This window comes from Pseudomonas sp. GW821-FHT01A09, from assembly GCF_058986725.1.
Window position 1 is genome coordinate 111,793 of the sequence record NZ_JBYSWB010000018.1, and the last position, 23,958, is coordinate 135,750.

Genomic DNA, 23,958 nt, shown 5'->3' on the forward strand with positions numbered 1-23,958 from the left:
TAAGCACTCCAGCAGATACAGGTTCAGCGAGCACGCTTGAATAAGCGTGCAGGCACAACAGACAGCATCATTAAGCACCACAGGCAGACCTAACTCCCATCTGCCTGTGGCACTCCCCGTTACTCGTGCACCGCCACCCCTTTCAGATACGGCGCCGGTTCAGCCCCCAGATTCGCCAGCACCCGCTCGCTGTACCAGTCGATGAAATTCACCACCCCGAACTCATACGTCTTGGAGTAAGGCCCGGGCTGGTACGCGGTGGAGTTGATGCCCTGCTGGTTCTCTTCGGCCAAACGACGGTCCTGGTCATTGGTGGCGTCCCACACCTGACGCATGCGCTCGACGTCGTAGTCCACGCCTTCGACGGCGTCCTTGTGCACCAGCCATTTGGTGGTGACGATGGTTTCCTGCGCGCTGATCGGCCACACCGTGAAGACGATGATGTGGTCGCCCATGCAGTGGTTCCAGGAGTGCGGCAGGTGCAGGATGCGCATTGAGCCCAGGTCCGGGTTCTTGATGCGGCCCATGAGTTTCTTGCAGCCAACCTGGCCGTCCATGGTCATCGACACGGTGCCCTTGAGCAGCGGCATGCGCACGATACGGTTGCGCAGGCCGAAGCTGGCGTGGGCGTAAGGGATCTTCTCGGCTTCCCAGGCGGCGGCGGAGGCAGCCACGTGGTCCTTGAACGCCTGGTCGGCGCGCGGGTCGGTGACGTCGTCCCATTCGAGCAGGGTTTTCAGCAACTCAGGGTGCGAGCCGCCGCAGTGGTAGCACTCGCGGTTGTTTTCGAGCACAAGCTTCCAGTTGGCTTTTTCCACCAGGGTGGTTTGCACCGCCACCTTGGTGTTTTCCATCTCGTACGGTTCCATGTAGTGGTCGAGCGTACTGAGGAAGTTGTCGATGGCCGGCGGGTTCTCGGCCAGGCTGATGAAGATGTAGCCGCCGGAGGTCTTCACGTGCACGGGCTTGAGGCCGTATTGCTTCATGTCGAAGTCGGCGCCCATTTCGGTGCCAGCGAACAGCAGGCGGCCGTCGAGCTCGTAGGTCCACTGGTGGTAACCGCACACCAGCTTGGCGACCTTGCCCTTGGCGGCGGTGCACAGGCGCGAGCCGCGGTGGCGGCAGACGTTGTGGAACGCATGGACTTTGCCTTCGGCGCCGCGCACCACGATGATCGGGTTCTTGCCGATCTGCAGGGTGATGAAGTTACCCTTGGTCGGGATTTCGCTGGTCATCCCGGCGATCAGCCACTCCTTGTGGAAGATCTCCTGCATGTCGATCTCGAACACCCGTTCGTCGTTATAGAAAGGCTGCGGCAGCGAAAAAGTCCGCTCGCGGGTCTGCAGCATTTCGGCGGTAGCCTTGCGTGCGGGTTCCAGCGGATCGCCCAGGCTGATTTTTGCGGTGACGTCCATCGATCGATCCTCATGGCCATGCGGTGTGGCCGTCGAAAAAGTGGCTATTACGGTGTGCTGCGCAAGGCTGATGAAAGCAGATTCGGTTGCCGTGGAGTGTGCGACTGAGCGCATGATGATCCTTATCCATGGGCGACATGGCCAAATCTGTTCCCGACGCCCTAGCCCTTGCCCGATGGGGCTGGTCGCCATAAGCATGTGAATGTCGCAGATAGAAAAGTCATTCGTCGGCGGCGCCTCCATTATCGCTCCCATGAAGGCCGACAGTCGGCCGTGGAGATCAGCATGTCCAACAGCTTCCTGAACCCGGTAACCACCCAGACCTGGGCCAATGGTCGACATATTGTCCGTTGCGTCAAAGTCATCCAGGAAACCTGGGACGTGCGCACCTTCTGTTTCATGGCCGACCAGCCGATCATGTTCTTCTTCAAGCCCGGGCAGTTCGTCACCCTGGAGCTGGAAATCGAAGGCCAGCCGATCATGCGCTCGTACACCATCTCCAGCGCGCCGTCGGTGCCTTACAGTTTTTCGGTGACCATCAAGCGCGTGCCGGGGGGCAAGGTGTCCAACTGGCTGCACGACAACCTGCACGAGGGCCAGGAGCTGGCGGTGCACGGGCCGGTGGGGCTGTTCAACGCCATCGACTTCCCCAGCCCCAAGGTGCTGTACCTCAGCGGCGGCGTGGGGATCACGCCGGTGATGTCCATGGCGCGGTGGTTCTACGACACCAACGCCAATGTCGACATGGTGTTCGTGCATAGCGCCCGCTCGCCGAAGGACATCATCTATCACCGCGAGCTGGAGCACATGGCGTCGCGGATCGACAACTTCAGCCTGCACCTGATTTGCGAAAAACACGGCCTGGGCGAGCCGTGGGCCGGCTATCGCGGGTACCTGAACCACAAGCTGCTGGAGTTGATCGCGTCGGACTTCATGGAGCGCGAGATCTACTGCTGCGGGCCGACGCCCTATATGAATGCGGTGAAGAACCTGCTGCAGAACTGCGGCTACGACATGACTCGCTACCACGAGGAGTCCTTCGGGGCGACGCCGCCCGAGGCCCGTGCCGATGCGGTGGAGCAAGCGGAGCAGGCCGCCGATGCGCCGGAAGTGGCGCAAGGCGAGCTGCATCAGGTGGAGTTCACCAGTTCCGGCAAGAGCATCCGCGTGGCACCGGGCGAGACCGTGCATGCGGCGGCGGCCAAGCTCGGCATGATGATCCCCAAGGCCTGCGGCATGGGGATCTGCGGGACCTGCAAGGTGCTGAAGCTGGGTGGCGAAGTGGAGATGGACCACAACGGCGGCATTACCGAGGAAGACGAAGCCGAGGGCTACATCCTGTCGTGCTGCAGCGTGCCGAAGGGGGATGTGCGGATCGAGTATTGATCCGGGTCCGTGGTGGCCCCTTCGCGAGCAAGCTTTGCTCCCACAGGGCCAGCCGCGCCGAGGGTGTACAGCCAGCGAGCCTTGCAGCTGTGGGCGCTTGCTGGGGATTGACGCACTGATTTTCGTGTCGGCAGCACCGGCCCCTTCGCGGGCAAGCCTTGCTCCCACAGGCGTACGGCTATCCATTGTGGGAGCCGGGCTTGCCCGCGAAGAGGCCCGCAAGCACGGCGATGATCCTCGAGGCTCACCGCCAACTCTCGATCACACCTTGAACCGCGCCACCATCCCGTTCAAATCCACCGCCAAGCGCGCCAGCTCGTTGCTGGCGGCGGTGGTCTGATTGGCACCGGCGGCCGATTGCACCGACAAGTCCCGAATGTTCACCAGATTACGGTCCACTTCACGAGCGACCTGCGCCTGCTCTTCTGCCGCGCTGGCGATCACCAGGTTACGCTCGTTGATCTGCTGCACCGCGCCGTTGATGGTGTCTAGCGCCAGCCCCGCGCCCTTGGCGATGTTGAGGGTCGATTCGGCCCGCTCGGTGCTGTTGCGCATCGAGCCGACGGCCTTCTCGGTGCCGCCCTGGATGCTGCCGATCATGCGTTCGATCTCGCTGGTCGACTGCTGAGTGCGATGGGCCAGGGCCCGCACTTCATCGGCGACCACGGCGAAACCACGACCGGCCTCACCGGCTCGGGCGGCTTCGATGGCGGCGTTGAGGGCCAGCAGGTTGGTCTGGTCGGCCAGGCCGCGGATCACGTCAAGGACCTTGCCGATGTCGCGAGATTCTTCCGCCAGGTTGCCGATCAGCTCCGAAGTGCTCTGCACGTCAGCGCTCATGCGCTCGATGGCACCGACGGTTTCCATGACCAGGTCGCGACCGTCGCCTACCGAATTGGTGGCTTCGCGGGAGGCTTCGGAAGTGCTCACGGCGTTGCGTGCAACTTCTTCCACGGCGCTGGTCATCTCGTTGACCGCCGTGGCGGCCTGTTCGATTTCGTTGTTCTGCTGCACCAGGCCACGGGCGCTTTCGTCGGTGACGCTGTTGAGCTCTTCGGCAGCCGAGGCCAATTGCGTGGCCGAGCCGGAAATACGCTGCAGGGTGTCACGCAGTTTGTCCTGCATCTTCTGCATGGCGGTCAGCAGGCGCGCGGCTTCGTCGTTGCCTTCGATGTGGATCGGCCGGGTCAGGTTGCCCTCGGCGATTTCTTCGGCGGCGCTCACGGCCTGGTTGATCGGCTGGGTGATGCTGCGGGTCAGCAGCCAGGCGAACAGGAAGGTCATCAAGGTGGCGACGGCCAGCATCACCAGCACCAAGGTGAAAGCCGAGTCGTATTGGTCGCCGGCGGCCTTGTTGGTGTCGGCGGTTTGCTGGGTGTTGATCTTCACCAGCTTGTCGAGCACCACGTTGACCTGCTCGGAGTTGGCCAGCATGTCGGTGTTGAGCATGTTGCGCAGCTCTTCGACCTGACCGGCAGCGGACAACGCCTTCATCTTGCTTTCGAGCTGACGGTATTGGCCCAGCAGGCGCTTGTATTCTTCGTAGGTCGCCCGTTCTTCAGGGCCGCCGAGGAGTTTTTCGTACTTGGCCTGGGCCTTGGCGATCTGCTCGTTACGCAGTTCGAAGAGTTGCACGGTCTTTTGCTGAATGTCCGGCTCGCGGTTGAGCAACAAGCGGTAGGACAGCACGCGCAGGCGCAGCGTCAGTTGGGTGAAGTCATCGAGACTGGTGATGCTGGGCAAGCTGTTGCTTTCGATCTCGACGCCGGCCGAGCGAATCTTGCTCATCTGGCTGAGGGCGAATACGCCGAGGACGATCATCAAAATGCCGATCAAAGCGAAGCCGAGCAGCGAGCGGGCCGCGATATTCATGGAGCGTAGAGACATGGGGGCAGTACCGGGGGGAGAGGCGATCCGTGCGAAGTAAGAGAAAGCGATGACAGGGCTATCGTCAGGAACGGGCAACTCTTGAGGCGCATCAGCCGAACGGCGCCACTATTGTGCAATTACCCATTGGTCTGACGTTGACGCACTTGGGGAACCCAAAGGGCACAGTCGAGTCCATGGGGCGGCTTCCTGGTTGTGTATCGTCGACATCACCTGTCACTAAATTCATCTGCAAAGCGGTGGTTTGCCTGGCCTGCAAAGGCCTTTTTCCTTATCGTGTGCCACCCATTAATTCTAGAGAAATCAAAATGTTGGAATCATCTCTCAGTCAACTTGAAACCCTGGTCGGCGAACTCGTCGAGCAAAACCTCCAACTGCAGGCGAGCAACCGCCAATTGACCGCCGAGCTGCGTTCCAGCCGGGACGAAAACGAGACGCTGCAGCTCAATCTGCTCGAGCAGGAAGAGCAGCATGGCATCGCCGCTGCGCGCATCCAGGCGCTGGTCGAGCGGGCGAGCGCGGTCAACGCATGAGTGGCGCGGCAGAGACGGTCAAGGTCATTTCAATCCTCGGCAACGACTATTCGATCAAGGCGCCAGCCGTGGAGGCCCAGGCGATCGTCGATGCCGCCGAACTGCTCAAGGCCACCCTGGCCGACACCAAGCGCAAATACCCGACGCTGGTGGGCGATAAATTGCTGGTGCTGACGGCCATGAACCTGTGCTCCCGGCAGCAGGAGCTGGAGCGTGAGCACGCGGCGACACTGTTGCGCTATCAAGCGCAGGTGGAGGCCACCGTCGAGGCGGTGGCGCGGCGCCTGGATCGGGACTGATCCCCCTTAATCAACATGCATCGGGCGGTGCTCGCTGCCTTGCGTCAGGTTGAAGCGATACACCCGCCCCGGCACCTTGTCGAACGCGTAGGTCTTGCCCGGCATCACATGGTGCAGGCGCGTGGCCGCGCAGTCGCGTTCATCCCTGGCTGAGCAATCGCGAAAGTGGTCGAGCGTCACCGTGCTATTGCCGGCGTTGTGCACGCTGTAGCGACTGGCGCTTTGCTCGGTGCGGGTATCGAAGTGCGTGGCGGTGGGGCGTACGAAAAAGATCGCGCCGTAGCTGGCCATGATGTTGACGCCCGCGCTGAGGCTCTCCTTGTAGGCTTCGCGCTCCTGTTCGGACACCGCGAACTGATCTTCCTTCTCCGGCATCACCGGCACATACCGCACCCGGTAATAACGCTCCCGATCCCGCTCGCCGATGTACAGCAGGCGGGTCGCCTGCATGCCGCCCGCTGGAATGATCAGCCGCGCGGGGCTGGCCACCAGGCCGCTGCGCTGCTGAATCGGGCCAGTGTTGTCGAGGGGGATTTCGCGGCGGCTGCCGTCGGCGGCGTAGAGGATCTCCGAGATGTTCACCCGCACGAATGCGGTGCTGTCGCCGCTGTTGTAGATGCGTTTGAGGTAGGTGGATTGCGCACCGTCGAGGTAGTCGAAAATATTTCCGACGTTGATGTTGGGGCCGGCCTGGGCGGGCAGGGCCAGCACGCTGAGCAGCGCGGCGAAGATGAATCTGTGCATGGGTGAAGTCCGTAGCAGAAGGTATCAAACCTGGGTGGGATAGCTGGCATCACCTTCGATGCGCTTGAAGTGCACGACCCGCCCCGGTGTTTTGTCGAAGCTGTAGGTCTTGCCGGGCATGACGTGGTGCAGGCGGCTGGGTTCGCACAGTGGTTGCTCGCCCGCTGAACAGTCCTTGAAGTCTTCCAGCACGACGGTGCTGTTGCCGGCGTTGGTCAGGCTGTAGCGCGTGGCCGTTTGCTCGATGCGCGTGTCGAAGCGGGTGTGGGCGGGGCGCACGATAAAGATGCCGCCGTAGCCGGTCAGCACGTTGATCCCGGTCTGCAACGACGCCTTGTAGGCTTCGCGCTGGGCGTCGGGCAGCTCGAATTGATCGTCCTTTTCGGGCACCACGGGGACGAAACGCACGCGGTAGTACCGCTCCCGGTCTCGCTCGCCGATGAACAGCAGGCGAGTGGCCTGCATGCCGTTGGCCGGGATGATCAGGCGCGAGGGCGTGGCGATCGGGCGATCGCGCTGGCTGTCCGGGGCAATGTCGTGCAGGGGTATTTCCTGCGGCTCGCCCTCGCCATAGAGGATTTCGTACAGGCTGACGCGCACGAAGGCCGTGCTGTCGCCGATATTGTTGACCCGCTTGCGATAGCTAGTCTGGGCGCCGTCCAGGTAGTCGAAGACGGTGCCGATGTAGAGCGTGGGCGCGGCGTGAACGGTCGAGTTCAGGGCGACCAGCAGCACTGCGAGGGCGAATTTATACATGGCGCGGGTCCATTGAGTGTTCATTGGCGGTCACGGCATCAGGAACGAGTCCCACACCACTGTGACGTTGCCGGAGTAGGTGGTGTCAACGCGCGGCAGCATGGTCTCGACATCGCCGCGGGCGACTTCAAAATGCAGGGTGCCGGTCTGGTTGGCCACGTAGCGGTCGTTGGGGGCGATGGCGTCATCGTTGTTGGTCAGCAGCATGCGGCTGGCCGGGCCGCCGGTCAGTGCGTGCATGCCGGCGGGCAGGCTGATGCGGGTTTCGACGGGGACGCTGTGGCCGTCGGGGTTCTGGATCGCGCAATGGACGCCCATGGCGTGCTGGCATTCGACGCGCATTTTCACCGGCCCGGAGGTGGTGAACTGGAACGGCTGGTCGCGCAGGATGCGTTCGGGACGACGGCCACGGTTGAGCCAGGGCATCCACCCGCCCTCCGGCTCCAGGGCAAGGCGGTCGGCGCCGGGGGGGAATACCGCTTGCAGGTGATGGGAGACGGTGAGGTCGAACTGCAGGTCCAGGGTCGAGAAGAAGAAGTCCAGGTTGTCGCCGAAATCGAGGTCGCTGTGGGGCCCTACCGAGTAGGTAGTGCTGCCTTCCCAGTGGCCTGCGGACATGTTCAGCGGCGTTGGCGTGCGTATTTCGTACAAGAGTTCAGAGTTGTCGAGCCTCAGGTCATCTACTTGGAAAGCGGTGTTTTTTGCGCAGGGCGCAACGCTCGGTACCTGCCAGAACATCTGGACCGCCAGGTCGCTATTGACCTGATAGTAGCTGCTGGTGCACGGCGCCGGAGCCACGTCCAAACCTCCGCCATTCCACCAGGCGCTATGGGCCGCCCTCACGTCAGGAATGCCGGTCGCGTACGTCGCGCCGGGGAAGAGCCACAATTGCGCGCCGATACCGGTGATGCGCATCTGCACCTGGCTCGTCTCGCCCGTTGTGGCGTGGGTCAAGGTGATGTCGCGCCAGTCGGCAGGTAGCTTGATGTACAGGCTTTTGCGAGGATCGGGGTCGTTGGCGACGATCGTCCGCCCAAAGGCAATTCCGGGAAAGTAGAGACTGGCCTTGTAGTCGCAAGCTGCAGGATTGCTCGTGCACACGGGGCCGAGTGTGGTGGTGTTAGTGAAGGTGTTGTTCTCGGGGTTGGCCAACGACGGCACGAACTCCGCCGTGATGCGCTGATTGAGGGCCATGGCCTGCCCAGCGGTCGTCAATGCGCATCCCACTGCCAGCGCACGCAACCACCCTTTCACTGCTTGAATATTCACTTCAATCATTCCTGTCTGTTAGCCAGCCGTCTCGACTGGCGGCGTAGCACTCGTCACTTGCGCCGTCACGCAGCGCAAATCCCCGACCATCAGCACGTCGTTCTCACGGTTCAGCTGGCTGGGGTCCAGCGTGAAGGCGCATACGCTCTGGTCGTTCTTGCGCACCTCTAAGATCGGCGTGCTTTCGCTCATTTCCAGCGAGAAGAAGCCGTCCACCTCGGTGACGCTGCGGCTGGCGTGGTTGACCACGTGCTGGCCTTTCATCGGTTGGCCTTTGGCGTCCAGCAGGCGGCCAAGCACGGTCATGGTCTTGGTCACCCGCACTTGGCTGTAGGCCACGCCGCCCTTGTTGAGGTGATAGCGCGCGCGCGCCGGTTGAATGTGCGCGGCGGGGGCATGATTGCCCTGGAAGTCGAACTGCACGGTGCTGTCGCGGTAGGCCGACACGGGGATGAAGTTGCGCCCTGGCTTGAGGACAGTGCTGGTGCCGCTGAGGTCGTCGGCGCGCAGGGTGATGGCGTCCAGGTCGGACTCGACGTCGATGATCATTCCGGCTTCCTGGCGCGTGCTGCTGCCGGTAACGGCGACCTTGCCGCCGCCGACCACCAGGTTGCTGGTGAGGTTGAGGGCGCCGGTCAGCGCGTTGTTGTAGGAGGAGCGCTGTACGAACAGATCGCCTTCGGCCACCTGCGCGTCGAAGCGCCCGGAGCCGCTGAGGCCCACGCCGTAGGTGTCGGTGGTGGCCGTGGCGGACACGCTGGTGAGCGGGCCGCCGTGGAGTTGTTGCTGGTAGCCGATGCTGGCATTGCGGTCGCTGTTGCCTTCTCGGTCGGTGCGGGAGCCGATGCTCGCGTTGAGGCCTTTGCCCTGGCTGCCGACGGCGAGGGTGACGCGCAAATCGACCCCGCGGTTGCGCTGGTTGCCGCTGCTGATGCTGGCGGGGCGGTCGAACACCGAGAGCTGCCAGGTGGCGGCATTACCGAACAGGCGGCCGTGGCGCAGCCAACCGAGGTCGATGGCCGAGCCCTGAATCTGCCCCTGGGTGTAGGCGTAGCGCGCGCTGAGGCTGTGGGTCGAGCTCAGGCGATGGTTGAGCGCCAGCGAGGAGCTGCTGACCGGGCCGTTGTACACATAGCGCTGACGCACCTGGGTGCCGTCGATCAGCGTCTCGTAGGTGTTGCGGTTGTCGAGCCAGCTGCGGTTGTGGCTGGCGATCAGGTTGCCGCTGGCGTAATTGTGCAGGGCTTGCACGTCCATGCCGGTGCCGTGGTCCTCGGTCTTGTAGAGGTTGGCATACAGGTTGGAGGACTGGCCCAGGCCGAGGTCCAGGGAGCTGCCGAGCTGGTTGCGGGTTTTGACCTGGCGCGCCGACAGGCCGACCACGGCGCGCGGGTGCAGCAGGTAGTTGACGGCTACGCCTGCGGTCTCGCCGGCATCGGGTGGTTTGGCCCAGCTGCTGAGCAGTTGCGTCTCGCGGCCCAGGAAGGTGTTGAAGCGCCAGCGTTGGTCGGGGTTGCGCCAGTTGTTGGGCTTGTAGACCAGCTCGTCACTGCGGGAGGTCTCCTGGCCGTCTTCGAGCAGGCGCACTTCGACGTCGTAGATGCCGCCCGGCAATGGCCGGGTGTCGAGCGTCTGCAGGCCGGGTTGCACTTGCTGGGTGTTGATCAGCACGCCGTCACGGTAGATCTCGACGACGGCCTCGCGATTGGCGGTGACGTACAGCGGGTACACCGCGGCCTTGGTGCCCTCGACGGCGAGGCTGTCGGAGCTGCCGAGCATCACGCCCATGACGGTATCGGGGCTGGCGCCGAAGGTGCGCGGCTGGCGGCTGAGGCCCTCGGAGGTGGGCATGAAATAACCCAGGCGCACGAAGCTGCCTTCGCTTTCGGTTTGCGTGTGCAGCTCGTGCAGGGCGTATTGGGTCTGACCGTACTGGCCGCCGGTCTTGTTGGCCTGCACGTTGGCGGTCTGCGTCCAGTGGCCCAGGCTGGCGATGGCTTGCAGCCCGTAGCGCCCGCCCATGTCCTGCTGTTGGCCACCGGAGAGGTTGAGCTGGTTGCGCAGCATGATGCCGGTGCTGCCGTGTTCGGGCAGTCGGTAGAACTGCGCGTCGACCGTGGTGCGTTCGACGTCGCGGGTCACCACTGCCAGTTCGGAGTTCTGCAAACTGTAATGCACGGCCAGGACGCCGTTGTCGCAGGCCATCTGGCAGGCGCCCAATGCGACGCCTCGCTGCAACCAGTCCCGCCACAGATCGCGCTCGGCGGGCGCGATGTCGCTGTTGCGAGTGTCGGTGAAGTCGAGCAGGGTCACGCGGTCGTCGCGGGACAGCACCACCATGGCTTCACCCAGATCCTTGTTGTCGAGCATGACGCGAACGGCCAGCGGCACGTCGAAAAAGTGTTCGTGGAATTCCTTGGGCAGACCCTCGGCCTGTGTCAGCAGACTCGGTCGCGCAGCGGGCGTCTCTGAGGCAGCGGCGGGCAGGCCCACGCAGGCGATCAGGGCTATCGCGCTGGCAAGCGGCGTCATACGGAACATGGCAGATCCCTGTTGGGGGTATTCAAAGGCGTTGCCCCGCAACGGGCCGCGGTTGCGGGGTAACGGGTTCAACTCAGAGCGGTTGCATCATCAAGGAACGAGGACGGCGTCGAAGGCCAGGTTGACGTTGCCGACGTACATGCCTTCGTTGTAACCAGTGGTGGGTTTGGTCGGTTCGATGTCCAGGTAGACGGTCGGCGACAGAGCGGCTTCGGCTTTGGTGAGGACTTCAGCCGGGGTGGTGCTGAGTTCGACGCCATTGAACTTGACGGTGAGGGCGATGTTATCGGTAGCGCTGCTCATCATCGGTACGTCCAGGACGGAGGCCTCGATGCTGCCGGCGGTGTGCTTGGCGTAGAACGCTGCACGCAGCGAGTCGATGGTTTCGGCGCCGGGCCTCCATGCCAGGGTGTTGACCTTGCCGGTCAGATCCGGGTCGACGGGCTGCACCAGAAACGAGGAGGACGGCACGCTCGCTTCGAGCTGGATGGTGTGGCGGATCTGTGCGGCCTGGCTGCTCAGCGACGCGGCCATGGCGGCGAGGGCGAGTGGAGCGATGACGGCATTTTTAATCAAAGACATGGAATATCCCTATGAGCAAAACACGATTGAGAGGTCTGAAACCCTTATGGCACGTCGCCTGTAGCGGTTCAGGGGGGGGCGCACTTTAAAGTCAGCAGCAAGACCGTGATATAGGAAAAGTCTGAAAATCAAGCGCGCCAATGTCTGTACCGACGTACTGATTGGCAGGCCGCTTGATGGGAGGTATTGCCCTGTACAGCGGCAAATGCCGCAGGCGTAGGCGGGTCAGACGAGGGATGCTGCTGTAATCTTGTGTAATATTTTGATCTGGTTTGTATACAATCGGCACAACTGTTGCAGAGCACCCGATACACACTTTGGGGGTTCTCCATGCAGTTCTGGCGACGCAGTATCCAATGGCAGCTGATCTTGAGCATGGGCAGCGCCCTGCTGGTTAGCATTTTGATCGTGGTCGGCATCTATACTCTGGTGGTCAACCGCCTGGCGCAGACTTACCTGCTCGAGACGGCCATGCCGGCCAGCATCGAGGCGATGCGCAATGACATCGAGCGCATCCTCGTGCAGCCGCTCACCGCCGCCGAGGACATCAGCAGCAACACGATGGTGCGCCAGTGGCTGGCCGAGGGCGAAAACGGTGCCCAGGTGCCGCAGTTCGCCGGCTATCTGGACGGCGTGCGCACCCAGCACAAGGCCTTCACGGCGCTGATCGGGTCGGCGGCGAGCAACCGTTATTACACCGAGAAGGGCCTGGATCGCACGCTCAGCCGGAGCGACGCCAAGGACGCCTGGTTCTTCGGTTTTCTCGACAGCGGCAAGCCGCGCACCCTCAATATCGATAACGACACGGCCACTGGCGCCTTGACGCTGTTCATCGACCTGCGCGTGGAGCAGGCCGGCAAGTTGCTGGGCATCGCGGGCCTGGGCTTGAGCATGGATGAGCTGTCGGCACTGATCAAAAACTACAGTTTCGGCGAGCGCGGCAGGGTGTATCTGGTGCGCGGGGATGGCTTGATCCAGATTCATCCGCAGACCGATCTGAGCGGCAAGCGGCAGCTGTCGGAGCAGATCGGCGCCCAGGCAGCCCAGACGGTGCTGGGCAAGTCGGTGTTGACCACGGCGAAGTTCCAGCGCAATGGCGAGGATTATCTGGCCTTGAGCCTGCCGCTGCGGGATTTGAACTGGACGCTGGTGGCTGAGGTGCCGCAGGCGCAGATCTATGCCCAGGCGCGTCAGGCCATGTGGTTGACCAGTTTGATCGGCCTCGGCGTGGCGTTGCTGTGCCTGCTGTTGGTGGTGTGGCTGGCGCGCAGCCTGGTCCGGCCGATTCGCCAGGTGACCACGGCGCTGGTGGCGATCGGCAGTGGCGGTGGCGATCTGACCCATCGGCTGGATGACACTCGGGCGGATGAGCTGGGGGATCTGGCGCGCGGGTTCAATCGGTTTCTGGGCAGTCAGCGGGACATGATCGCCGAGGTCTTGAGCACCAGCGAGCGTTTGCGCTCGACCGTGGGGCAGGTGGCCAGGGTGGTGGACAACACCGCGGATCGCGCCGGGCGCCAGCAGGAGATGACCGACATGGTGGCCACGGCAGTGCACGAGATGGGCCTGACGGTGCAGGAGATCGCGCAGAACGCCGGCAATGCCGCCAGCGCATCGCAGACCGCGCGGGACGAGGCGTTGCAGGCGCGTGAGGTGGTGCGCGGGTCCATCGTGCATATCGAGGGGATGAGCGACGAGATTGGCGTGGCGTCGACGGCGGTGGCCGAGCTGGCGACGCAGGTGGCGTCGATCGATCAGGTGCTGGCGGTGATTCGCGGCATCTCGGAGCAGACCAATCTGCTGGCGCTGAACGCGGCGATCGAGGCGGCGCGGGCCGGGGAGATGGGCCGTGGCTTTGCGGTGGTGGCGGACGAGGTGCGCACATTGGCGCAGCGCACGCAGCTGTCCACCGACGAAATTCAGCAGATGATCGCGCGGCTGAAGCAGGGCGCGCAGAACGCTGTGGCATCGATGCAGACCGGGCAGGCCGCGACCGGCACCGGCGTGCAATCAAGCCAGCGCACCGGGGCTTCGTTGGCGGCGATTACCGAGCAGGTCGAGCGCATCAGCGACATGAACCATCAGGTGGCGACGGCGACCGAGGAGCAATCGGCAGTCACCGAGGAGATCAACCGCAATGTGCAGGGGATTTCCGACCTGGCGCGGGCGACGGCCGGGGAAGTACGGGATTGCCGCGAGGAGTGCCGCGCCTTGAGCGGGTTGGCGGATGATCTGGCGCGGCAGATGGGTGGGTTCAGGCTGTAGAGCGCTCTGTAGCGAGGGGGGCTTGCCCCCGATTGGGCGTCAGGCACTACTCGGTGTGTGGGCCGTTTTCGGGGGCAAGCCCCCTCGCTACAGAGGTTATGGACGTTGAGCCATCACCGCACGGATATCCGCCGCCAATTCGCGCACCCGCGCTTGCTCGGTATCCCACGAGCACATGAAGCGCGCGCCACCTTCGCCAATGAAGGTATAGAACCTCCAGCCCTTGCCCCGCAGCGCTTCCAGTGCCGCTTCCGACATCTGCAGAAACACCCCATTGGCCTGCACCGGGAACAGTAATTGAACGCCCGGGATGTCGGCCGTCAGTTGGCTCAGCAGCTGCGCGCTGGCGTTGGCGTGGCGGGCGTGTTTGAGCCAGGCGTCGTTTTCCAGCAGGCCGACCCAGGGCGCGGAGAGAAAGCGCATCTTGGAGGCCAGTTGTCCGGCCTGTTTGCAGCGGTAGTCGAAGTCGGTGGCCAGCTCATGTTTGAAGAACAGGATGGCTTCACCCACCGCCATGCCGTTTTTTGTACCGCCGAAGCACAGCACGTCGACGCCGGATTTCCAGCTCAGCTCGGCCGGGGTGCAGCCCAGGAAGGCGCAGGCGTTGGCGAAGCGGGCGCCGTCCATGTGCAGGTTGAGGCCGAGCTCCTTGCAGGTGGCGCTGATGGCCTTGATTTCGTCAGGGGTATAGACGCTGCCGCATTCGGTGGCCTGAGTCAGGGTGACCACCCGCGGTTTGGGGTAGTGGATGTCCTGGCGCTTGAGGGCGACTTCGCGGATGGCGGCGGGGGTGAGCTTGCCGTTTTCGGTGCGGGCGGTGAGGAGCTTGGAGCCGTTGGAGAAGAATTCCGGCGCGCCGCATTCATCGGTGTCGACGTGGGCGGTTTCGGAGCAGATGACGCTGTGGTAGCTCTGGCACAGCGACGACAGGGCCAGGGAGTTGGCGGCGGTGCCGTTGAAGGCGAAGAACACTTCGCAGTCGGTTTCGAACAATTGGCGGAATTGATCGGCGGCCTTGGCGGTCCATTGATCGTCGCCATAGGCGCGCTCGTGGCCGTGGTTGGCGGCTTCCATCGCTGCCCAGGCCTCCGGGCAGATGCCGGAATAATTGTCGCTGGCGAACTGTTGGCTTTGCTCGTTCATGGCCGGTTCCTTGTGATCGATGATGGGGCACTTTAGCGGGAAATGCTGCGGGCGCGTATCGGAAAAATTTCTGAGATGTATACCTAAGGGGCGGTTGACTCTGTGGTGAGGGGGCTTGCTCCCGAGGGGCCGGAACTGACCCTGTGGTGAGGGGGCTTGCTCCCGAGGGGCCGGAACTGATTCTGTGGAGAGGGGGCTTGCTCCCGAGGGGCGGGAACTGACTCTGTGGTGAGGGGGCTTGCTCCCGAGGGGTCGGAACTGACCCTGTGGTGAGGGGGCTTGCTCCCGAGAGGCCGGAGCTGATTCACCGCGCAGGGTCAGGTACGGCCTCTCGGGAGCAAGCCCCCTCACCACAGGGACACCAATGCCACAGGGACACCAATGCCACAGGGACACCAATGCCACAGGGACACCGATGCCACAGAAACAGCCATGTCACAAGGAAACCCCATGCAGACAAAACGCGACACGGCTCTGGACGCCCTCAAGTGGTTGGCCCTGTTGAGCATGGTGCTCGATCACCTGCGCTACATCGGCGACTCCCTGGACCCGTTGTATATCCCCGGCCGTCTGGCGTTCCCGTGGTTTTGCCTGGCGATTGCGGCGCATCAGGCGCGCCGGGATCGAGCGGCGCCGCTGCCGTGGCGGTATCTGGGCTGGATGCTGGCGTTCACGCTGGTGTCGGAGTGGCCGTATCGGCTGTTTGTGGTGCCCGCTGAAACCTTGAGTGTAATGCCGACCCTGACGCTCGGCCTGCTGGTCACCAATGCGCTCCGGCAGCGCTCGCCCATGGCCCTTGCACTGGGCGCTGTGGCGCTGGCCGCTGCCGCCGGGTGGAGCGACGATTTGATGTTCGGCTTGCCTGGCGTGCTGTTGCCGGCGGTGATGTGGCTGGTCTACCAACGACCGCTGGGCTGGCAAGTTCTGCCCGGGCTGCTGTGTCTGTTGGCCAACGTCTGGCTCGAATTGCTCGATCAATCGATGCAGGGCTATTGGGTGGCGATGGCGGGCATCGCCGCCTGCCTGTTGGCGCCGCTGCTGGGCATGGCGCTTTTGCGTCAGCGCCTGCCCTTGCAGATCCCGCCGCTCGGCCGCTGGGCCTATGGCTTCTACCCGGTGCATTTCATCTGCCTATGGGTACTAAAGGCCACGCTACCCCTGTAGTGAGGGGGCTTGCCCCCGAGGCGCCCGAACAGACGCAGCCAGCTCACCCGGCGTAGCATTTCGGGAGCAAGCCCCCTCGCCACAGGCCGCGGTCAGCAGCCATGTCGTAAACGCACCTTTGCGTGGCGTCCGTAGGCATCTGGGCCGCACGCGCCAGCCCTACCATCGCATCCATAGGGCGGCCTTCCCGTAGGGGCCGCTGAGCTCATGCCACAGGCGCGCCGCCGCCGCCGGGAGAACCCTGATGTTCAGCAAACAAGACCAGATCCAAGGTTACGACGACGCCCTGCTGGCGGCCATGAACGCCGAAGAGCAGCGTCAGGAAGATCACATCGAGCTGATCGCCTCGGAGAACTACACCAGCAAGCGCGTGATGCAGGCGCAGGGCAGCGGCCTGACCAACAAGTACGCCGAAGGCTATCCGGGCAAGCGTTACTACGGCGGTTGCGAGCACGTCGACAAGGTCGAACTGCTGGCCATCGAGCGCGCCAAGCAGCTGTTCGGCGCCGATTACGCCAACGTCCAGCCGCATTCCGGCTCGCAAGCCAACGCGGCGGTGTACCTGGCACTGCTGCAGGCCGGCGATACCGTGCTGGGCATGAGCCTGGCCCACGGCGGGCACTTGACCCACGGCGCCAAAGTGAGCTTCTCGGGCAAGCTGTACAACGCCGTCCAATACGGCATCGACACCGACACCGGCCTGATCGACTACGACGAAGTCGAGCGCCTGGCCGTCGAGCACCAGCCGAAGATGATCATCGCCGGCTTCTCCGCGTACTCCAAGACCCTGGATTTCCCGCGCTTCCGTGAGATTGCCGACAAGGTCGGTGCCTACCTGTTCGTCGACATGGCCCACGTCGCCGGGCTGGTCGCCGCAGGCCTGTACCCGAACCCGCTGCCCTACGCTGACGTAGTCACCACCACCACTCACAAGACCCTGCGCGGCCCGCGTGGCGGCTTGATCCTGGCCAAGGCCAACGAAGAGATCGAGAAAAAGCTCAACTCCGCGGTATTCCCCGGTGGCCAGGGCGGTCCGCTGATGCACGTGATCGCCGCCAAGGCGGTGTGCTTCAAGGAAGCGCTTGAGCCGAGCTTCAAGGCCTATCAGCAACAAGTGATCGACAACGCCCAGGCCATGGCTGGCGTGTTTATCGATCGTGGCTACGATGTAGTGTCCGGCGGTACCGACAACCACCTGTTCCTGGTCAGCCTGATCCGTCAGGGCCTGACCGGCAAAGATGCCGACGCCGCCCTGGGCCGCGCGCACATCACCGTCAACAAGAACGCCGTGCCCAACGATCCACAGTCGCCGTTCGTGACCTCGGGCCTGCGCATCGGCACGCCGGCCGTCACCAGCCGTGGTTTCAAGGTCTCCCAGTGCGTGACGCTGGCCGGCTGGATCTGCGACATCCTCGACAACCTGGGCGATGCCGACGTCGAGGCCGATGTGGCCAGCAACGTCACCGCCCTGTGCGCCGACTTCCCGGTTTACCGCTGAGAGCCTGTCTGGAGTAAATGACTATGCAACGCTATTCGGGCTTCGGCCTCTTCAAGCACTCCCTCAGCCACCATGAAAACTGGCAGCGCATGTGGCGCACGCCCACCCCGAAAAAAGTCTACGACGTGGTCATAGTCGGCGGTGGCGGCCACGGTCTGGCCACGGCCTACTACCTGGCCAAGGAGCACGGCATCACCAATGTGGCCGTGGTCGAGAAGGGCTGGCTGGGCGGCGGCAACACTGCGCGCAACACCACCATCGTGCGTTCCAACTACCTGTGGGATGAATCGGCGTTCCTCTACGAACACGCCATGAAACTCTGGGAAGGCCTGTCTCAGGACCTGAACTACAACGTGATGTTCTCCCAGCGCGGCGTCTACAACCTGTGCCACACCTTGCAGGACATGCGTGATTCCGAGCGTCGGGTCAGCGCCAACCGCCTCAATGGCGTTGACGGCGAACTGCTCAACGGCGCCCAGGTGGCCGAAGAGATTCCGTACCTGGACTGCAGCAAGAACACCCGCTACCCGATCATCGGCGCCACCGTGCAGCGTCGCGGCGGCGTGGCCCGTCACGATGCCGTGGCCTGGGGCTTCGCCCGTGCGGCCGATGCCTTGGGCGTGGACCTGATCCAGCAGACCGAGGTGATTGGCTTCCGCAAGGAAAACGGTGTGTGCATCGGCGTCGAGACCAACAAGGGCTTTATCGGTGCCAAGCGCGTCGGTGTGGTGACAGCCGGTAACTCCGGGCACATGGCCAAGCTCGCGGGCTTCCGCCTGCCGGTCGAATCCCACCCGCTGCAAGCATTGGTGTCGGAGCCGATCAAGCCCATCATCGACAGCGTGATCATGTCCAACGCCGTGCACGGTTACATCAGCCAGTCCGACAAGGGCGACCTGGTGATCGGCGCCGGTATCGACGGCTGGGTCGGCTACGGCCAGCGCGGTTCGTACCCGGTGATCGAGCACACCATTCAGGCCATCGTCGAGATGTTCCCGGTGCTCTCGCGGGTGCGCATGAACCGCCAGTGGGGCGGCATCGTCGACACCACGCCGGACGCTTGCCCGATCATTTCCAAGACGCCGGTGCCGAACATGTTCTTCAACTGCGGTTGGGGCACTGGCGGCTTCAAGGCCACCCCGGGCTCGGGCAACGTGTTTGCCGCAAGCCTGGCCAAGGGTGAAATGCACCCGCTGGCCAAACCCTTTTCCATCGAGCGTTTCCACAACGGCGCACTGATCGACGAACACGGCGCTGCCGCGGTCGCCCACTAACAGGAGAATCATCCATGTTGCACATCTTCTGTCCTCATTGCGGCGAACTGCGCTCCGAAGAAGAATTCCACGGCTCGGGCCAGGCGCACATTCCGCGTCCCCTCGACCCCGGTGCCTGCACCGATGCCGAATGGGGCGAGTACATGTTCTTCCGCGACAACCCCCGTGGCATTCACCACGAGTTGTGGATTCACGCTGCCGGTTGCCGTCAGTACTTCAACGCGACGCGCGACACCGTGACCTACGAGATTCTCGAAACCTATCCGATCGGCACCAGGCCGCAAGTGACTGGCGCAGGAGAGAAAGCATGAGCCAGGTCAATCGCCTGTCCAACGGCGGTCGTATCGATCGCAGCAAGGTCCTGACGTTCACCTTCAACGGCCAGAGCTACAAGGGCTATGAAGGCGACACCCTGGCCGCCGCGTTGCTGGCCAACGGCGTCGACATCATCGGCCGCAGCTTCAAGTATTCGCGGCCGCGCGGCATCGTCGCCGCCGGCGCCGAAGAGCCCAACGCCGTGCTGCAGATCGGCGCCACCGAAGCCACCCAGATCCCCAACGTGCGCGCCACCCAGCAGGCGCTGTATCAGGGCCTGGTGGCCACCAGCACCAACGGTTGGCCGAACGTCAACACCGACGTCATGGGCATTCTCGGCAAGGTCGGCGGCAAGCTGATGCCGCCGGGCTTCTACTACAAGACGTTCATGTACCCGCAGTCGTTCTGGATGACCTACGAGAAGTACATCCGTAAAGCCGCCGGCCTGGGCCGTTCGCCAACTGAAGTCGACCCGGACACCTACGACAACTACAACCAGCACTGCGACGTGCTGGTGGTGGGCTCCGGCCCTGCCGGCCTGGCCGCCGCGCTGGCCGCCGCGCGCAGCGGTGCACGGGTGATTCTGGCCGACGAGCAGGAAGAGTTCGGCGGTAGCCTGCTGGACACCCGCGAGAGCCTCGACGGCAAGCCGGCGGTTGAATGGGTTGCCAGTGTGATCGAAGAATTGCGCGGCCTGCCCGATGTGGTGCTGCTGCCCCGGGCGACCGTCAACGGCTATCACGACCACAACTTCCTGACCATCCACGAGCGCCTGACCGATCACCTCGGCGACCGCGCGCCGATCGGCCAGGTGCGCCAGCGCCTGCACCGGGTGCGCGCCAAGCGTGTGGTGCTGGCGACCGGCGCCTGCGAGCGGCCGCTGGTGTACGGCAACAACGACGTGCCGGGCAACATGCTCGCCGGTGCCGTGTCCACCTACGTGCGCCGCTACAGCGTGGCGCCGGGCAAAAAGCTGGTACTCAGCACCAACAACGATTTCGCCTACCGTGTGGTGCTGGACTGGCTCGACGCCGGCCTGCAGGTGGTGGCCGTGGCCGACGCGCGCAGCAACCCGCGTGGTGCCCTGGTGGAAGAGGCCCGCGCCAAGGGCGTGCGCATTCTTACCTCCAGCGCCGTGATCGAGGCCCGTGGCAGCAAGCACGTGACCGCCGCGCGCATCGCCGCCATCGACGTCGCCAACCTGAAAGTGACCAGCCCCGGCGAATGGCTCGAGTGCGACCTGATCACCAGTTCCGGTGGCTACAGCCCGGTGGTGCATCTGGCTTCGCACCTGGGCGGCAAGCCGGTCTGGCGTGAAGACATCCTCGGCTTCGTGCCGGGCGAGGCGCCGCAGAAACGCGTATGCGTGGGTGGCATCAACGGTGTGTTCGCCTTGGGCGACACCCTGGCGGACGGCTTTGAGGGTGGCGCTCGCGCTGCCGCCGAAGCGGGCTTCAGGATCGTCGAAGGCACGGTGCCGCAGACCCTTTCGCGCCCTGAAGAAGCGACCGTGGCGCTGTATCAAGTGCCCCACGACAAGCCGACCGCCCGTGCGCCCAAGCAGTTCGTCGATTTGCAGAACGACGTCACCGCCGCCGCCATCGAACTGGCGACCCGCGAGGGCTTCGAGTCGGTCGAGCACGTCAAGCGTTACACCGCGTTGGGCTTCGGGACCGATCAGGGCAAGCTGGGCAACATCAATGGCCTGGCTATCGCCGCTCGCAGCCGCGGCATCTCGATCACCGAGATGGGCACCACCATGTTCCGCCCCAACTACACCCCGGTAACCTTCGGCGCCATCGTCGGCCGTCACGCCGGCCACCTGTTCGAACCGGTGCGCTTCACCGCGCTGCACGCCTGGCATGTGGCCAATGGCGCCGAGTTCGAAGACGTCGGCCAGTGGAAGCGCCCGTGGTACTTCCCGAAAAAGGGCGAAGATCTGCACGCTGCGGTGGCCCGCGAGTGCAAGGCGGTGCGTGACAGCGTCGGCCTGCTGGACGCCTCCACCCTGGGCAAGATCGACATCCAGGGCCCGGACGCCCGGGAATTCCTCAACCGCATCTACACCAACGCCTGGACCAAACTGGACGTGGGCAAGGCCCGTTACGGCCTGATGTGCAAGGAAGACGGCATGGTCTTCGACGACGGTGTGACCGCCTGCCTGGCCGACAATCACTTCCTGATGACCACCACCACTGGCGGTGCCGCGCGCGTGCTGCAGTGGCTGGAAATCTACCAGCAGACCGAGTGGCCAGATCTGAAGGTGTACTTCACCTCGGTCACCGACCACTGGGCGACCCTGACCCTGTCGGGCCCCAACAGCCGCAAGCTGCTGAGCGAAGTGACGGATATCGACCTGGACAAGGACGCCTTCCCGTTCATGACCTGGAAGGAAGGCCTGGTGGGCGGGGTGCCAGCGCGGGTGTTCCGGATTTCGTTTACCGGTGAGCTGTCGTACGAGGTCAACATCCAGGCCGACTACGCCATGGGTGTGCTGGAAAAGATCGTTGCGGCGGGCAAGCAGTACAACCTCACTCCGTACGGCACCGAGACCATGCACGTGCTGCGTGCCGAGAAGGGCTTCATCATCGTCGGCCAGGACACGGACGGCTCGATGACCCCGGACGACTTGAACATGGGCTGGTGCGTGGGCCGTACCAAGCCGTTCTCGTGGATCGGCTGGCGCGGCATGAATCGCGAAGACTGCGTGCGTGATCAGCGCAAGCAGTTGGTCGGTCTCAAGCCGGTGGACGGCAACAAGGTGCTGCCGGAGGGCGCGCAGTTGGTGTTCGACACCCAACAGTCGATCCCGATGACCATGGTCGGCCATGTGACCTCCAGTTACATGAGTTCGAGCCTGGGGCACTCGTTTGCCCTGGCGGTGGTGAAGGGCGGCTTGAAGCGCATGGGTGAGCGGGTGTTCGCACCGCTGGCCGATGGCACGGTGATCGAGGCGCAGATCTGCTCCTCGGTGTTCATCGATCCGAAGGGTGAGCGGCAGAATATCTGACCTGCGAGTCTGCACACCCACCCTGTAGCGAGGGGGCTTGCCCCCGAAAACCGTCAGCGTTCAGAGATGCGCCTGACTTACCTATTTCGGGGGCAAGCCCCCTCGCTACACAGAATTACAGCATTCAACGACAGGTGTCCTTATGACCACAGTCAACGTTTACCAACAGCGCCCCGCCGAGGGCGTTAAAGTCGAGACACCGCTGCACCATGCCGACCTCGCCAGCCTGGTCGGCAAGGGCCGCAGCAACGCCGGCGTGACGCTGCGCGAGAAAAAACTGCTGGGCCACCTGACCTTGCGCGGCGACGGCCACGATCCCGCCTTCGCCGGCGGCGTGCACAAGGCCCTCGGCCTGGAACTGCCCTCGGCGCTCAAGGTGGTCTACAACGGCGAGACTTCGCTGCAGTGGCTGGGCCCGGATGAATGGCTGCTGATCGTGCCGAGCGGTGAAGAGCTGGCGGCCGAGCAAAAGCTGCGCGAAGCTCTGGCCGGCCTGCATATCGCGGTGGTCAACGTCAGCGGCGGGCAGACCCTGCTGTCGCTGACCGGCGACAAGGTGCGCGAGCTGCTGATGAAGTCCACCAGCTACGACGTGCATCCGAACAACTTCCCGGTGGGCAAGGCCGTCGGTACGGTGTTCGCCAAATCGCAACTGGTGATTCGTCGCGCTGACGAGAGCACCTGGGAATTGTTGATCCGCCGCAGCTTCGCCGATTACTGGTGGCTGTGGCTGCAGGATGCTTCGGCCGAGTTCGGGCTGGAGATCGAGGCCTGACCTGGCGGCCCCTTCGCGGGCAAGCCCTGCTCCCACAATGGATCGCCGTACACCTGTGGGAGCCGGGCTTGCCCGCGAAGAGGCTCGCAAGACCTCCGCCTACCTGTAGCGGGGGGGCTTGCCCCCGATCAGCGGTGTATCAGGCACATTTTTCGGGGGCAAGCCCCCTCGCTACATAGAGAGCAAGGACACCCACCCCATGAGCCGCGCCCCCGACACCTGGATCCTCACCGCCGATTGCCCCAGCCTGCTGGGTACGGTGGACGCCGTCACCCGCTACCTGTTCGAGCAGGGCTGCTACGTCACCGAGCACCACTCGTTCGATGATCGCCTCAGCGGGCGTTTTTTCATCCGCGTCGAATTTCGCCAGCCCGACGGCTTCGACGAGCAAGCCTTCCGCGCCGGCCTCAGCGAACGCGGCCAGCAGTTCGGCATGGTCTTCGAGCTGACTCCGCCGCAGTTCCGGCCCAAGGTGGTGATCATGGTCTCCAAGGCCGATCACTGCCTTAACGACCTGCTCTATCGCCAGCGCATCAACCAGCTGTCCATGGACGTGGTGGCGGTCGTCTCCAACCATCCCGACCTCGAACCGCTGGCCGCCTGGCACGGCATCCCTTACCACCATTTCCCCCTCGACCCCCACGACAAGCCCGCGCAAGAGCGCAAGGTACTCGAGGTGATCGAGCAGACTGGCGCCGAGCTGGTGATTCTCGCCCGTTACATGCAGGTGCTGTCGCCGGAGCTGTGCCGCCGTCTGGATGGCTGGGCGATCAACATCCACCACTCGCTGCTGCCCGGATTCAAAGGCGCCAAGCCCTATCACCAGGCCTACAACAAGGGCGTGAAGCTGGTCGGCGCCACCGCGCATTACATCAACAACGACCTCGACGAAGGCCCGATCATCGCTCAGGGCGTGGAAGTCGTGGATCACAGCGCCTACCCTGAAGACCTGATCGCCAAGGGCCGCGACATCGAATGCCAGACGCTGGCGCGCGCGGTGGGGTTCCATATCGAGCGGCGGGTGTTCCTCAATGCCAATCGTACGGTGGTGCTTTAGATAGTTCTGTGGCGGCTGGGCCGGCCCTGTCTCTTCTACACACCT

Annotated in this window: 19 protein-coding genes and 2 pseudogenes; 12 read left to right on the top strand and 9 right to left on the bottom strand. The window is 63.7% G+C overall.

Annotated features, from left to right (window positions below; all coding sequences use genetic code 11):
- Window positions 1-119: 119 nt before the first annotated feature.
- On the bottom strand, window positions 120-1,415 hold the full coding sequence (gene gbca, locus AC3WJP_RS19850; protein WP_493724063.1) for a glycine betaine monooxygenase oxygenase subunit: 1,296 nt from the start codon (window positions 1,413-1,415) through the stop codon (window positions 120-122).
- Window positions 1,416-1,700: 285 nt separating this feature from the next.
- On the opposite strand from gbca, the gene gbcB reads away from it, so the two are divergent.
- Window positions 1,701-2,801: a glycine betaine monooxygenase reductase subunit gene (gene gbcB / locus AC3WJP_RS19855; RefSeq protein ID WP_493724064.1), complete on the top strand. Its 1,101-nt coding sequence runs from the start codon at window positions 1,701-1,703 to the stop codon at window positions 2,799-2,801.
- Between the two features lie 261 nt (window positions 2,802-3,062).
- Here the strand turns inward: gbcB and AC3WJP_RS19860 are convergent, their stop codons facing one another.
- Both AC3WJP_RS19860 and AC3WJP_RS19865 read right to left on the bottom strand, forming a co-directional pair.
- A complete protein-coding gene (locus AC3WJP_RS19860) occupies window positions 3,063-3,935 on the bottom strand; it encodes a methyl-accepting chemotaxis protein (protein ID WP_493724073.1) in 873 nt (290 codons plus the stop codon).
- Window positions 3,918-4,688 (bottom strand): annotated as a pseudogene (locus AC3WJP_RS19865) (MCP four helix bundle domain-containing protein); the annotation flags it as partial. The pseudogene AC3WJP_RS19865 and the gene AC3WJP_RS19860, both read right to left, overlap by 18 nt.
- A gap of 308 nt (window positions 4,689-4,996) precedes the next feature.
- Here AC3WJP_RS19865 and AC3WJP_RS19870 point away from each other — a divergent pair.
- Window positions 4,997-5,221 (top strand): hypothetical protein, encoded by a 225-nt coding sequence (locus AC3WJP_RS19870; RefSeq protein ID WP_493724065.1) that lies wholly within the window; start codon window positions 4,997-4,999, stop codon window positions 5,219-5,221.
- A complete protein-coding gene (locus AC3WJP_RS19875; protein ID WP_493724066.1) occupies window positions 5,218-5,520 on the top strand; it encodes a cell division protein ZapA in 303 nt (100 codons plus the stop codon). Before AC3WJP_RS19870 ends, AC3WJP_RS19875 begins: the two co-directional genes overlap by 4 nt.
- Before the next feature lie 6 nt (window positions 5,521-5,526).
- On the opposite strand, the gene AC3WJP_RS19880 is transcribed toward AC3WJP_RS19875, so the two are convergent.
- The 5 genes from AC3WJP_RS19880 to AC3WJP_RS19900 form a co-directional block, all read right to left on the bottom strand.
- Window positions 5,527-6,264, bottom strand: coding sequence for a molecular chaperone (locus AC3WJP_RS19880; RefSeq protein WP_493724067.1), 738 nt, complete (start codon window positions 6,262-6,264; stop codon window positions 5,527-5,529).
- 24 nt (window positions 6,265-6,288) lie between these two features.
- On the bottom strand, window positions 6,289-7,020 hold the full coding sequence (locus AC3WJP_RS19885; RefSeq protein WP_493724068.1) for a molecular chaperone: 732 nt from the start codon (window positions 7,018-7,020) through the stop codon (window positions 6,289-6,291).
- 30 nt (window positions 7,021-7,050) lie between these two features.
- The gene (locus tag AC3WJP_RS19890) at window positions 7,051-8,289 is read right to left on the bottom strand and encodes a hypothetical protein (RefSeq protein WP_493724069.1); all 1,239 of its coding nucleotides are present in this window, start codon (window positions 8,287-8,289) and stop codon (window positions 7,051-7,053) included.
- Between the two features lie 18 nt (window positions 8,290-8,307).
- On the bottom strand, window positions 8,308-10,830 hold the full coding sequence (locus tag AC3WJP_RS19895) for a CS1-pili formation C-terminal domain-containing protein (protein ID WP_493724070.1): 2,523 nt from the start codon (window positions 10,828-10,830) through the stop codon (window positions 8,308-8,310).
- Between the two features lie 90 nt (window positions 10,831-10,920).
- Window positions 10,921-11,412 carry a CS1 type fimbrial major subunit gene (locus AC3WJP_RS19900; RefSeq protein WP_493724071.1) on the bottom strand — a complete coding sequence of 164 codons (492 nt, stop codon included), beginning with the start codon at window positions 11,410-11,412 and terminating at the stop codon, window positions 10,921-10,923.
- A 492-nt stretch (window positions 11,413-11,904) separates the two neighbouring features.
- On the opposite strand from AC3WJP_RS19900, the pseudogene AC3WJP_RS19905 reads away from it, so the two are divergent.
- Window positions 11,905-12,813, top strand: a pseudogene (locus AC3WJP_RS19905) (HAMP domain-containing protein); the annotation flags it as partial.
- Window positions 12,814-12,948: 135 nt separating this feature from the next.
- Window positions 12,949-13,677 (top strand): methyl-accepting chemotaxis protein, encoded by a 729-nt coding sequence (locus AC3WJP_RS19910; protein ID WP_493724074.1) that lies wholly within the window; start codon window positions 12,949-12,951, stop codon window positions 13,675-13,677.
- 96 nt (window positions 13,678-13,773) lie between these two features.
- Here AC3WJP_RS19910 and AC3WJP_RS19915 read toward each other — a convergent pair whose 3' ends face one another.
- Window positions 13,774-14,820, bottom strand: coding sequence for a threonine aldolase family protein (locus tag AC3WJP_RS19915; protein WP_493724072.1), 1,047 nt, complete (start codon window positions 14,818-14,820; stop codon window positions 13,774-13,776).
- Window positions 14,821-15,270: 450 nt separating this feature from the next.
- Here AC3WJP_RS19915 and AC3WJP_RS19920 point away from each other — a divergent pair, with 450 nt between their 5' ends.
- The 7 genes from AC3WJP_RS19920 (at window position 15,271) to purU (ending at window position 23,913) form a co-directional block, all read left to right on the top strand.
- Complete coding sequence (locus tag AC3WJP_RS19920; protein ID WP_493724470.1) at window positions 15,271-15,984, top strand: TraX family protein; 714 nt, start codon at window positions 15,271-15,273, stop codon at window positions 15,982-15,984.
- Window positions 15,985-16,228: 244 nt separating this feature from the next.
- Entirely contained in the window at window positions 16,229-17,482 is a 1,254-nt protein-coding gene (glyA, locus tag AC3WJP_RS19925; protein ID WP_493724471.1) for a serine hydroxymethyltransferase, read from the top strand.
- A 23-nt stretch (window positions 17,483-17,505) separates the two neighbouring features.
- Window positions 17,506-18,756 carry a sarcosine oxidase subunit beta family protein gene (locus AC3WJP_RS19930; RefSeq protein WP_493724472.1) on the top strand — a complete coding sequence of 417 codons (1,251 nt, stop codon included), beginning with the start codon at window positions 17,506-17,508 and terminating at the stop codon, window positions 18,754-18,756.
- 14 nt (window positions 18,757-18,770) lie between these two features.
- A complete protein-coding gene (locus AC3WJP_RS19935; protein ID WP_493724473.1) occupies window positions 18,771-19,067 on the top strand; it encodes a sarcosine oxidase subunit delta in 297 nt (98 codons plus the stop codon).
- A complete protein-coding gene (locus AC3WJP_RS19940; protein WP_493724474.1) occupies window positions 19,064-22,081 on the top strand; it encodes a sarcosine oxidase subunit alpha in 3,018 nt (1,005 codons plus the stop codon). Before AC3WJP_RS19935 ends, AC3WJP_RS19940 begins: the two co-directional genes overlap by 4 nt.
- Before the next feature lie 142 nt (window positions 22,082-22,223).
- The gene (locus AC3WJP_RS19945; RefSeq protein ID WP_493724475.1) at window positions 22,224-22,856 is read left to right on the top strand and encodes a sarcosine oxidase subunit gamma; all 633 of its coding nucleotides are present in this window, start codon (window positions 22,224-22,226) and stop codon (window positions 22,854-22,856) included.
- Window positions 22,857-23,055: 199 nt separating this feature from the next.
- The gene (purU, locus tag AC3WJP_RS19950) at window positions 23,056-23,913 is read left to right on the top strand and encodes a formyltetrahydrofolate deformylase (protein ID WP_493724476.1); all 858 of its coding nucleotides are present in this window, start codon (window positions 23,056-23,058) and stop codon (window positions 23,911-23,913) included.
- Window positions 23,914-23,958: the final 45 nt, after the last annotated feature.

Bases quoted from the DNA above. Each gene is read 5' to 3' on its own strand.
- AC3WJP_RS19930 (WP_493724472.1), top strand. From the start codon at position 17,506: ATGCAACGCTATTCGGGCTTCGGCCTCTTCAAGCACTCCCTCAGCCAC.
- AC3WJP_RS19870 (WP_493724065.1), top strand. From the start codon at position 4,997: ATGTTGGAATCATCTCTCAGTCAACTTGAAACCCTGGTCGGCGAACTC.
- AC3WJP_RS19895 (WP_493724070.1), bottom strand. From the start codon at position 10,830: ATGTTCCGTATGACGCCGCTTGCCAGCGCGATAGCCCTGATCGCCTGC.
- AC3WJP_RS19945 (WP_493724475.1), top strand. From the start codon at position 22,224: ATGACCACAGTCAACGTTTACCAACAGCGCCCCGCCGAGGGCGTTAAA.
- AC3WJP_RS19900 (WP_493724071.1), bottom strand. From the start codon at position 11,412: ATGTCTTTGATTAAAAATGCCGTCATCGCTCCACTCGCCCTCGCCGCC.
- glyA (WP_493724471.1), top strand. From the start codon at position 16,229: ATGTTCAGCAAACAAGACCAGATCCAAGGTTACGACGACGCCCTGCTG.
- AC3WJP_RS19940 (WP_493724474.1), top strand. From the start codon at position 19,064: ATGAGCCAGGTCAATCGCCTGTCCAACGGCGGTCGTATCGATCGCAGC.
- AC3WJP_RS19860 (WP_493724073.1), bottom strand. From the start codon at position 3,935: ATGCAGAAGATGCAGGACAAACTGCGTGACACCCTGCAGCGTATTTCC.
- gbcB (WP_493724064.1), top strand. From the start codon at position 1,701: ATGTCCAACAGCTTCCTGAACCCGGTAACCACCCAGACCTGGGCCAAT.
- purU (WP_493724476.1), top strand. From the start codon at position 23,056: ATGAGCCGCGCCCCCGACACCTGGATCCTCACCGCCGATTGCCCCAGC.
- AC3WJP_RS19875 (WP_493724066.1), top strand. From the start codon at position 5,218: ATGAGTGGCGCGGCAGAGACGGTCAAGGTCATTTCAATCCTCGGCAAC.
- AC3WJP_RS19910 (WP_493724074.1), top strand. From the start codon at position 12,949: ATGGTGGCCACGGCAGTGCACGAGATGGGCCTGACGGTGCAGGAGATC.
- AC3WJP_RS19880 (WP_493724067.1), bottom strand. From the start codon at position 6,264: ATGCACAGATTCATCTTCGCCGCGCTGCTCAGCGTGCTGGCCCTGCCC.
- AC3WJP_RS19920 (WP_493724470.1), top strand. From the start codon at position 15,271: ATGCAGACAAAACGCGACACGGCTCTGGACGCCCTCAAGTGGTTGGCC.
- AC3WJP_RS19935 (WP_493724473.1), top strand. From the start codon at position 18,771: ATGTTGCACATCTTCTGTCCTCATTGCGGCGAACTGCGCTCCGAAGAA.
- AC3WJP_RS19885 (WP_493724068.1), bottom strand. From the start codon at position 7,020: ATGTATAAATTCGCCCTCGCAGTGCTGCTGGTCGCCCTGAACTCGACC.
- gbca (WP_493724063.1), bottom strand. From the start codon at position 1,415: ATGGACGTCACCGCAAAAATCAGCCTGGGCGATCCGCTGGAACCCGCA.
- AC3WJP_RS19915 (WP_493724072.1), bottom strand. From the start codon at position 14,820: ATGAACGAGCAAAGCCAACAGTTCGCCAGCGACAATTATTCCGGCATC.